Annotated in this window: 7 protein-coding genes; all 7 read right to left on the bottom strand. The window is 33.3% G+C overall.

From position 1 onward, the window contains the following. Window positions 1–876: alpha-1,2-fucosyltransferase (locus CKF54_RS03920; protein WP_147396812.1), on the bottom strand; the 876-nt coding region annotated here is incomplete at its 3' end. A 2-nt stretch (window positions 877–878) separates the two neighbouring features. Then, window positions 879–1,586, bottom strand: coding sequence for an ABC transporter substrate-binding protein (locus CKF54_RS03915; RefSeq protein WP_222987502.1), 708 nt, complete (start codon window positions 1,584–1,586; stop codon window positions 879–881). A gap of 65 nt (window positions 1,587–1,651) precedes the next feature. Continuing rightward, window positions 1,652–2,422, bottom strand: coding sequence for a transporter substrate-binding domain-containing protein (locus CKF54_RS03910; RefSeq protein WP_222987501.1), 771 nt, complete (start codon window positions 2,420–2,422; stop codon window positions 1,652–1,654). Window positions 2,423–3,784: 1,362 nt separating this feature from the next. Next, window positions 3,785–5,179, bottom strand: coding sequence for an NAD(P)/FAD-dependent oxidoreductase (locus CKF54_RS03905; RefSeq protein WP_119524981.1), 1,395 nt, complete (start codon window positions 5,177–5,179; stop codon window positions 3,785–3,787). A 1-nt stretch (window position 5,180) separates the two neighbouring features. Beyond that, entirely contained in the window at window positions 5,181–6,137 is a 957-nt protein-coding gene (epmA, locus tag CKF54_RS03900) for an elongation factor P--(R)-beta-lysine ligase (protein WP_119524979.1), read from the bottom strand. 61 nt (window positions 6,138–6,198) lie between these two features. Further along, window positions 6,199–8,037, bottom strand: coding sequence for a mannose-6-phosphate isomerase, class I (manA, locus tag CKF54_RS03895; RefSeq protein WP_119524977.1), 1,839 nt, complete (start codon window positions 8,035–8,037; stop codon window positions 6,199–6,201). Between the two features lie 698 nt (window positions 8,038–8,735). Further along, complete coding sequence (locus tag CKF54_RS03890) at window positions 8,736–10,676, bottom strand: peptide transporter (RefSeq protein ID WP_119524975.1); 1,941 nt, start codon at window positions 10,674–10,676, stop codon at window positions 8,736–8,738. Window positions 10,677–11,117: the final 441 nt, after the last annotated feature.

Below are 11,117 nucleotides of genomic sequence, written 5' to 3'. Positions count from 1 at the left end.
TTGAAAGGCTCTTATTTGTTCATCTGACAAAATGATAAAACTACCAACTAATAACTTATCATTTTTTAAAGTAGGAGAGTTAAACCAACGTTCAGGAATTACAACTCTAGCGTTCGCATTAGGGTTTAAGTAACCAGCCCACCATGAGAAAGTAGAATTAGAAACAATATTATGCTCACATCTACTCATGAGAAGCATAGCTAAGTAATCAGGAACTTGCTCTGTTACGTATCGAGCTTGCTGGCAATTAGCTGGATAAACTAAATTCTCACGACACCAAGCTAAGTCATCAGAAAAGACCAATACCTGAAATTGTTCTAAGTCTTTAAATTGTGCTAAAGCTACACTGTAGTAATCTACTTCCATTACGCGATGGGTTTCACTTAAGCTTAAGTAATCGCCTCTACGCACATGTAAAGATACTGTTGGAATTTGCTTGCCTATTTGGCACTCTTGTAATAGAGAGTTAAGTTTTTCTTGCTCTTGAGGAGGTAAAGAAAATAAGTTAACTATATCTTGCTTATATTGATCAAAATATTTATAACTCATTAAATGACTATCCACAATTACATAGATTTGTTCTTTATCAACTTCTATTTTAAAAAAGCAATGCTCTCCCGGATAATCAAGTAATAAAGTACTCTCTACTCCTAAATTATCTATCTGTTCATTTATGACAGCTATGCGTTCAGGGGTAGCTAAAGGAACTTGCCAAAAAATATTATTGATATAGTTAGGTAAAGTTCTTCCTTGGATCAAACTATGCTCCTGATCATACACATACCATCTTTGTCCAAGAGCTTTAGCCATCGCATAAGTTGAGGCAATCATAAACATTTGATTGCCTAAACCACCTGAAGGATAAAGTACAAACATACTTAATCAACAATATTGTATTTTTGTTTAAGCGCTTTTAAAGTTCCGTTTTTCTCTAACGTAGTAATTGCTTTATTTAAAGCTTCTAACAGTTGAGGGTTATCTTTACGAACAGCAATTCCAAGACCTTGAGAGATAACAGGACTATAAACCGGCTCTCCGAGAACTTTTAAATTTTGCGCAGGATCATTTAAATATTTACCAGCAACATCTAAAGATTCAAATACAGTTTGTACACGACCACCTTTTAAATCTAACATCGCAGTATCAAAAGAAGGATAGGTTCTTAACTTACCAGCTAATTTTTGATTATCTAAATAAACTTGTAAAGTTGTACCGTATTGTACGCCGATAGTTTTTAATTCATTAATGTTGGTATAGCTAGATTCTTTATTTACTAAATATACCCCTGGAATTGGATGAACATATGGTACTGTGAAGTTTACGCGTTTTTTACGCTCATCAGTGATAGATAAGGCTGAAACTACCACATCAGTTTTCTTGAAAAGTAAATTTGGAATTAAACTTTCAAAAGCACCACGATCTAAGCGATAGTTAATACCTAACTCTTGGCAAATTAGTTCAATTAACTCAACATCAAAACCTGTGAAGTTACCTTTATCATCTAAGTATTCGTAAGGGTAGTAACCGTCTTCAATTCCAACTACTAAAGTTTTAGGAATGTTTGCTTGTACTAGAGAAACAGACATTAGTCCAAGCAAACAACTCGCTAGAGATTTCTTTAAAAATGACATAATATTTTTTTAATCGTAATTTATTCGCTGTCTATATTATACTTCACGTATAAGCGATCTAAAAGACCAGTTTCTTTTGCTTTAACTAAAGCTTGATTAATTTCTGCTAATAAAGTCTTATCTGTAGGACGTACCGCAATAGCTACGCCTTGAGAAATTAAATCACTGTATACAGGTGCACCTAAAGTTTTTACTAGATCATTTTCACTTGCTAAGTATTTTTGCGCAACGTCTGAAGATTCAAATACTGCATCTAGACGACCACCTTTTAAATCTAACATTGCTGTGTCAAATGAAGAATAGTATCTAACTTGTACATTTGATGGTAAAGTTGCTTTTAAATAAGCTGCTAAGGTTGTCCCTTGTTGTACTCCTAACACTTTTACTTGTTTAGGATCTTTTAACTTAGTATTGTTGTTAACAATATAAACTGCTGGTTTTGGAGAAATATATGGGGTTGAGAAAGCTACGCGTTTTTTACGTTCATCAGTTACTGATAAAGCAGAAATTACGATATCGCTTTTCTTAAATAGTAAATTAGGAATTAGAGCTTCAAAAGCACCACGATTTAAAACACAGTTTGCTTTGATTTCAGCACAAACAAAATTAATTAATTCAACATCGAAACCTGTAAAGTTACCTTGGTCATCTAAATATTCATAAGGGAAGTAACCATTTTCAATACCGATTTGTAAAGTTCTTGTTGGTTTAGTGTCAGCAAAAGAGTTAGTTGCTGTTAATGCAGTTGCAAATACTAATACTGAAGCTAATAATTTTTTAAATAGTGTCATTTTCATCATCCTTAACATCATTAGAGCTACCTCTAATGAGATTTATCTTTAAATAAAACTTTGTATCCAATTTGCAAGTTCTTTATCTTCTGTGCAGAGATTAGCTAAACCTTTTACAAGTGATAGTTACTTTTGATAACTTTGGAAATTTACCTTCTCTTGTAAGTAATTTTAACGTTAACTGTGAATTGCCTTTTGTTATTTGTTAATTAAAGGCAAGATAACTGCAGTTGCTACTAAAAAACCTTTTACCTATCAGCTTAGTAACTGTATTTAACTAACAAAGCGTTTACAACTAAGGAATACTTTGCTAATTGTTTTGCTATTGGCTCTATGCTTAGCTCAACAATCACTTAACTAATAACTCTGCTATAACTAGTTGTCTAAGCTAGAGTGATTTTTCTTTAGTGCTAAAACAGCTCTAAACTCGTAACTAGCAACTAGAACTAGTATTAAAAAAACTACTTATAAAATGCTTACTGCTTTAGAAATTGTTAGATAAAAATCAATAGTAGAGCTAGTAAAAGCTAATAACAGAGAGTTAATTATTAGATGTAAGTGAGAATTTAGATTTCTAAGTTGACTTACTATTACTAATTTTTAGCTAGATCTAAGATTATGAATAAGCTTTTTAAAGACAAAGTTACATATCTTGATAGCACAAGGTAAAAGACTAGTAAGTAATCTCACTACACAAAAGTAGCTCGAAAAAAATCTCTTAACAAAGCAGATCGCAAATAAAGGTTTTTGCTTTAGCTAATTTAAGATAAAGAAATTTGTTTTGGATAAGACCAAAAATAAGTTGTGGTGCGAGACCGAAAAAATTGTTTGAAAAATAAAAAGGGAAAAAATTGGTAATGCACCATTTTGAAGATAAAACGTGCATGGAGGTACGAACTAACTTACTCTAAGGGCTAGAGTAAATATTAGTTGTAATTAATGATGATGGTGATGATGAGCGTTTTGAACTTGAGTAGATAATTGTACTGCCAATTGATAATTTTGATTGAGTCTCATAATTTAATTCCTAAATTTCCTAATTTATAATAAAAATACTGATAAAGCCTAATTAAAAATCCCTTTTAATTTGCTTTATGTTTATATCTTAGCCTAAAAAAGTTTTATATGCAAGCATTTTTTTACAAAATTTTAAAGAGGAGGAACTAAATTTCTTTTAGCTCCTCCTATTTTTGATTAACAAAACGTAAAATCACAATAGAAAGTAATAAATTTTGACTACTTACTTGAGATGAGGTTAGCCTCAAATGATGACCTAAGTTACTCCAAACGATAACTAAGGTTAACCCAAATAATTGACTGATTTAATACTTTCGATTGTATTGCCTTGTAAACCTAAACAAATTAATTCAAGTCAAAAGGCTTTAAGCCTAATTTTTGGCAAATACCTTTATAACAAGCATATGCACTTGACCAACACCACTGGAAGTTATAGCCACCTAATTGTCCAGTGACATCTAATACTTCACCTATTGCATAGTGTCCTGGAATTTGGTTGAATTCCATCGTTTTAGATGAAAGCATTTCCGTGTTGATTCCACCTAGCATTACCTCAGCTTTATCATAACCATTATCTGTTAAGGCAACAAACTCATGCTGTTGAATAAACTTAGTTAGAGTTTGAATGTCCTCATTAGATAATTGGGCAATCTGTAACTTAAGTAATGGTTGGATTTGCTTTGCTATACTTGAGGTTAGATGATTATAGGCTTTTACCTCTTCCCATAGTTGCACTAAAGAAGTTGGTAATAAACGCGTTAGTAAAGTTTTTACTTGCGCTTTTGCACTAATACTTAAATTAATATTCTCGCTAGTTGTTTGACTATCGTCAGCCTCACCCTCTACCGAATATTGTGCAAAACTAAAATCCACTTTGCCTTTTTGACGAATATCAGCTAGCAAACTCGCAAGATCCAACTGCGGGATAAAGTTAAGATAAATTTTCTCTCCTGCTTGCCAATAATTCGAAATTTGCAAGATCGCTGGTCCACTAATTCCCTGATGGGTAAAAAGTAAATTATGGGTAAAACTTTTAGTTTGCTCTTGGTTAGTGGCTTGCACAAATACACTACAACCCATTATTTGTTTGTAGAAGTTAGTCTCATGACTATAAGCTAGAGGTACTAACCCTGGACGGTTTGCAATAAAAGCTTGTTTTTCACGCGTTTCTTGTCCAGCTTGTTGTAATAAACCTACTTGTTTATACCAATCACTTACTTGTAAACGTGGGTAAGCTAAACCACCGGTAGCTATAACAGCAATTTCACTCTGATATAGTCCTTTATCACTCACTAGAGTTAGAGTTTGCTCACTTTTGTCTATATCTTTGATTGCTGTCTGCCAATGCCAGTTAACTTGAGCTTTGCTATAGAGGGCATTGCTTTCTATTTGCTCGAGTAAGTAATTAACTATCTCTTTAGCACCTTTAGTAGAAAAATATTTACGCTCCTCTTTGAGGTGCATATCTATTTGCCCAGCTGAAAAATTGGCAATAATATCCCAATTGCTTAAGCCTTTTAACGCAGAAATTGCAAAATGAGGGTTTTTACTTAGGTAGTTGTCTCTTTCTACTTCTAGATTAGTAAAGTTACAAAAGCCACCTCCAGAAATTAAGATCTTACGCCCTGGCTTTTTCCCTAAATCAAATAGGTTTATTTCTAATTTATGGCGCGCGAGGAGCATGGTTAAAAATAAACCAGCTGCCCCTGCACCAATAATATTTACTTTTGTCAAACTCATATTAGGCACTTTCTACCGTAAATGACATTACTTCAGCAATACTATTTTTCTGCATTACTAACATAATAAATCTATCTAAGCCCAAAGCAATCCCTGAAGACTGTGGCATACCATGTTTTAGAGCAGCTAAGAACTTTTGATCAAACTCAATTTTCTCTTGGTTGTTGGTTGATCTTTGATATAAGTCAGATTGGAAACGTTGTTTTTGTTGCTCCCAGCTTGTTAACTCATAGAAACCATTAGCTAGCTCAATCCCTTTATAAAATACTTCTGCACGTTGAGCTGTACGTGGATCCTCAGCGGTAATCTGTGCTAAAGCTGCTTGACTTGCTGGATAGTTGTAAATAGCTACAGGTGCATCTTTCCCTAAATAAGGTTCAATACAAGTACTAAAGAGAAACTCAAGAATTGTATCACGATCAAACTTTTCAGCATTGTGTAAACCTAGTTTTTTAGCCTGTTCAGCAAGATCCTTGTGATTTGCTACTAGGGGTGATACACCTAGATATTTTTGGAAAATAAAATCATAAGTGTAACGTTCCATTAAATCAAAATCAAAAAACACTTTAAATAACTCTTCAACTTCATCTAATAGACGTTGTAAAGTGTAATTTGGTTGATACCACTCTAGCATGGTAAACTCGGGATTGTGTTTTCTACTTGTTGGCTCTAAACGAAAACATTTACAAATTTGATAAATCGGACCAGCCCCCCCTGCTAACAGACGTTTCATATGAAACTCTGGTGAGGTATTTAAGAAGTACTTTTTCCCAAAATAATCAGTGCTAAAGCTATCTAAATGCACATCTGTCACAGCAGCTTGCGCTAAAATTGGAGTCTCAACTTCAATTAAGCCCTTATCATCAAAAAACTGACGAATTTTTTTAAGAATCTGATGACGCTCTTTTAATTGGTTACGCGTCATTGGACTTTGCCAATCTAAATCTAAATTTTCCATATAAATTTACTTCTTGAAGAATGTAAAAAAGCCTTTGGCTAACCCAAAGACTTTTTTACTATTATTTAACCGTTGCAATTACTACTTTAGCATTGCCACCTTTGAAAGTAATCATACAATCAACTGAAGCAAAGTAAGCATGATTTGCTGTAATTTCAACTCTTTGTGGAATACGAGCTTGATCAAAGTATTCAACTTGTCCTTGACCTTCTAGCACATACCAAACAGAGGCATTTTCTGTTTTAAAGTTATCATTATCTTTTAAGTCTACTACTTTATAAGTAAACTCTTGGCTTGGTAAATCATATTCCCCAGCTTGATAGATTTTTGGGATAACTGTAGTTGTATCTACAAGGCGAAGGTATAACTCTGTATTAATGTGTTTAGTGGTTAAACCACCGCGTACCACATTATCAGAGTTTGCCATTACTTCTACTAAACGACCACGTAAATAAGCATGAGGCACACCTGCATCTTGGTAAATACCTTGATTTGCTTCAAGTTTTACCAGATTAAAGATATAGAAACTAATTAAACCTACATCTAGGTTGTCCGGCTCCATACATAAGCTCTTATAAGTAAAAGCTAACCAATAGTCTGGATCTAAATTAGCTTGCTCAACACTTAAACCGTCATGAGTTTGGTTATAAGTAGTAATATCTTCAGCACTTAACTGACGTTCAATCAGTGGATCATAAAGATTAACTACTGTCTCAATATGAGCAGCTAATAGTTCTTTTAACTCTGCTTTGCTCTTAGTAAATAACTCTTTGTAAGCTTGAGCTAAATCACGTTCTTGGATAAACTCTTTTAATTGCGCTAATGCAGGTTTACCCTCTAGCTTTTTAAGTACGTTTTCTTTACTATCAAAGCCATGGAGTAAATACATATCTGTAAGAGCCATACCAAATTCTGGTTTATGGTTCTCATCTTTGAATGTACGCGTTGATGAAGTTAAGCTAATACCAAGTTTTTCTTCTGAAGCAAAACCTTTTTCTGCAGTTTCTTTATCAGGGTGAATCTGAATTGATAAAGGACGAGCAACATCAAGAATTTTAAATAAGAAAGGTAATCCCTCTTTACGTGTATTATCAGTTTCTTGTGCTCTTAAAGGCTGTCCATAAGCAATGTTGTAGTTTAAAAGAACATTGTAATCTTGAGTTGCATCAACTTCAATTGGATCTTGTTCTGGGTGTTCTTTATAAAAACGATCCGTTAATTCTTTTACTTGAAAACCTTTAATAGTGATTGCACTTTGACCACTTGGATGAGTACCATACCAAATTTCCGCAATTTGCTGTTTTGGTAAGTTTAGTAAGTGGGCTAAATAGCTTTGACCACCCCAATCGTAGTCTTTAACTGTACCACTTAAAGGAAATACCCCTTTAGCTTTAGCAGCAATCTGTGCTAAACGATGTTTTTGCACAACTTCACGAGCATTACCTATATTTAATTTCTCGGCACAGTATAGAATTGCATCATAATCTTCTTGTTTTTTCGGTTTAAACTTAAATGAACGTTGTAAACCATTAATCTGAATAACCAGATTAGAATCTTGGTCAAGGGTGAACATTGAAATCGCTTCAATCGGAATTTCACCAAATTCGGTAGCTACTTTATCTTGATTTACTACTATTCTTTTTGGATTTAAATAACTTATTTTAGTTACTAATAAGATAGTAATAAAAGCTAAAGTTTGCGTAAACATATCGTAAGTGCCATGAGCTTTATAGATAGTAAAAATCATTAAAGCAATAAACACTAAAGTAAATGGTCGAAGTTTACGTTTTAAATTAATTACTGCACGAGCTTGCTCTGTTACTTTTAGATATTTATTTGTACGATAATCTAAAAGAATAGCGCCTACCACTATAATAATTAATAAAATTTTAGTAATCATAGTTGAATAGAAAATATAGATAAAACTGTTGCTAAATGGGTTATTTTCTTGCTATTTTACCACAAGTTTACGGCAAATTTTGGATATAAAAAAAGCCGCACAAGTGCAGCAACAAATAAAATGGTGGGACCACACGGACTTGAACCGTGGACCAAGCGATTATGCTTACCAACTATAGTTTTCACTACCCCTTTCGGGTTTGTGGTCTGGACTATACCTTGCCATTACAGCCTTCGTGTCTAGTCTCTACACCTTCTTGTACCTAGTACCTTTCCTATACTAAGTCAAGCTTGGCTCGGTATTATCATCAGCTTTACCTGTTAAGACTTCACCGAATTTACGAAGTTCTACTTTACAACTCCATCTCTGAAATCATAAAGCAACCCAATAAAGAAAAAACATATTTCTCTCTTAAATATAGCTATATTTGAGATAAAAACTTAGCTTATTCTTTCTTTAAGTCGCCTGCTCTGACCAACTGAGCTATGGTCCCGTTTTTTATTTACTAGGACATTATAACAAAAGAAAATATAAAAAACAAGAGGGAGAAACGGTATATCGTTTCTCCCTCATTAAAAGCTTTTTAAAGTGCAAATTGTATAACAAAATTATCAAAGTAAGGTTTAAATAACTTTACTTTGCGCAAATTGTTCAATTTGCTTAGAAACTACAAAGTTAAGAGCTAATTCAGCAACTAACTATTTAGCTTTAGATTTTGCTTTTTTAGTTGGTTTTTTAGAAGCTTTTTCTTCTTTAGCTGTAGTTTTAGCTTTTGCTTTAGTTTCTTTTGCTGATGTAACACCTAAAGCTTTGTCTAAACGCTCACGCATCATGCGACCCATGCAAGAAGCATCACCTTGGAAGAATTTCTCTACTTTATCTTTACCAGAGTATGTTTGAGCAATGTTTAAACGCTCTAATGGGTTTTCGATCATACGTAAAGCAGCTTCAACGTATTCATCAGTTGTTTTTGTAATTGTCCACTCAGGGAAACCTAAGTAACGGAATAAACCTTCATCGATGTGTTCAAATACTTCAGGACCTGTTTTACAAATACCAGGTAGACCAGCAGTAATTGTATCAACGATACCATTTGTATTACCAAATGGGAATGGGTTTAAGAACATGTCACAGCTTGACATGATTTTCATGTACTCTTTGTAACCTTTGTGTTCATGCACTGTAACATTATTTTTACCTAATGCTTGAGTAATAATGTTTTTGATGTGCATGTGTGTTAAACCAATCGCTTGACCAATTAAGAAGTGGAAGTGAACTTTCTTCTTAGATTTATCAATAATTTGTTTTAACGTTTTTAATAATGTAGGGTTGAATTTCATAATAGTTGCAGCCATTACGATATTCACCACTTCAGGATCGAATTCACGTTTAGTAGTTAATTCTAAGTCCTGTGCAAACATTGAAGGACGATAGAAAATATCTTTTGGTAAACGTAATAATTCTTCTGAGAAACATTTTGGTGTATCTTCACCTACGTAAATGTCTTCTACCACAACGTAATCAATAAACTCTGAGTTTGTTGTTGCAGGGTGACCTAAAGCTACCATTTGTACTGGAGCAATACGTAAACAAGTCATGAAGATAGAGTTTAAGAACATACCAATTGATGGCATGTAGAATAAGTGTACGCCTCTTTTCTCAGCAATATCACGTACAAATTTAACTTGTTCGAATAATGGAATGTTGTCTTTAATTGGAATGTACTCATCGAACACTACGTGAGTTTCTTTACCAACACGGTTTTCAAGACCCATACCAATTACGTGGAATTCTTTACGTGCTTCGTCGATACAACGTGAGTGCGTACGCCAAATTGAGTGACCGCCTGAGAACCACTCTAATAGAACTAACATTACAGGTTTTTCACCTTCTTTAACCTCTTTAGGTAAATTAGGCACGTCTGTAATACCAGCTTTTAATAGTTGGTTACGCATTAATTTATTTAATGGTTTCTTAATATCGTGACGATTTGGAGTATCAGCGTAAGAGCTGTGCATGTAAACATCGTGTAGGATAGAAACTGGAATTGAATCTAGATTTTCTAATTCATTTAGTTTACCAGGTAACCATTGTAATAATAATTCACGTTTGTCGTGTGATGCTTGTGTACCCATTAAACGAGGTGATAATAAAGCAAAACATAATTGACAAGTTAAATGACGGTTTACTTGCCATAAAGCTTCAAAGTTTAATGGGATGTTTGAATCAGGTAAATAGAACATTGCAAATTTAGCTAAGTTCTCACCTGCAATTACTGGATTATTTGCATCTTCACTTTGGTTTAATGCTTGAATAATATGATCTGCGTTACGGAAAGGTGAAGCTGCAAATAGCATTTCAACCCAACGTTGTAAGTAAATCATTTGCCCAAAGCCATGATTGCTAATAGTAAAATCTTTATGTAAGAATAAATAAGTAGTAGCACTAATAATTCTTGATAAGAAATGCTCTGTTAATTGATCATTTAGTGCTAATGTTGGTACGTTAGCTGTAAACTTATCTGTTAATTTACCTAAGTCGCTGTCAAGATCACGTAAAAACTCGATGAACTGACGAGCTGCTTCTTCAAACTTATGGTGATAACAATTATATTCGTATTGATTTAAATTAAACGCCATATTGTACTACTTATATTTTTATATTTAATATCATAGGGAATTGAGGGGATCAAAATCGACGATCTAAATTATTTTCACAATTCCACAAAAAAACCTGAAACCTTTAAAGTACGAGAAATTATTTTTAGATCCTTAACATTATACTCTGATTAATGAAAATAATCTTCTTATAATTAATTTCTTCAATGCCTTAGACAAATAAATCTAAGATTAGTGTGAGCTTTTTGCTAAATTTCGTTACTATTTTACCTTAGGAAAATTTTAACCTTTCCAATATTTTACCTCACAATAAGGAAAGAAGACCGAAATAACACTAGCTTACGCTTGAAAATACAATAATATAATTACACTTCTACCCTGAATTCCGCATCTAGTAATAAACCTAACGCCTTAAAATGAGGCGGTAAATACTAGATAGTTGCGGATAAAAATTTAAAAATA

Origin of the sequence: Psittacicella hinzii, from assembly GCF_003585885.1 — a bacterium.
GTDB lineage: Bacteria > Pseudomonadota > Gammaproteobacteria > Enterobacterales > Psittacicellaceae > Psittacicella.
Note: the sequence above shows the minus strand (reverse complement) of the source record. Positions and strands in the feature narration are given on the sequence as shown.

Excerpts from the sequence above, each read along its gene's own strand:
- CKF54_RS03910 (WP_222987501.1), bottom strand. The coding sequence starts at position 2,422 with ATGACACTATTTAAAAAATTATTAGCTTCAGTATTAGTATTTGCAACT.
- CKF54_RS03905 (WP_119524981.1), bottom strand. The coding sequence starts at position 5,179 with ATGAGTTTGACAAAAGTAAATATTATTGGTGCAGGGGCAGCTGGTTTA.
- CKF54_RS03915 (WP_222987502.1), bottom strand. The coding sequence starts at position 1,586 with ATGTCTGTTTCTCTAGTACAAGCAAACATTCCTAAAACTTTAGTAGTT.
- CKF54_RS03890 (WP_119524975.1), bottom strand. The coding sequence starts at position 10,676 with ATGGCGTTTAATTTAAATCAATACGAATATAATTGTTATCACCATAAG.
- epmA (WP_119524979.1), bottom strand. The coding sequence starts at position 6,137 with ATGGAAAATTTAGATTTAGATTGGCAAAGTCCAATGACGCGTAACCAA.
- manA (WP_119524977.1), bottom strand. The coding sequence starts at position 8,037 with ATGATTACTAAAATTTTATTAATTATTATAGTGGTAGGCGCTATTCTT.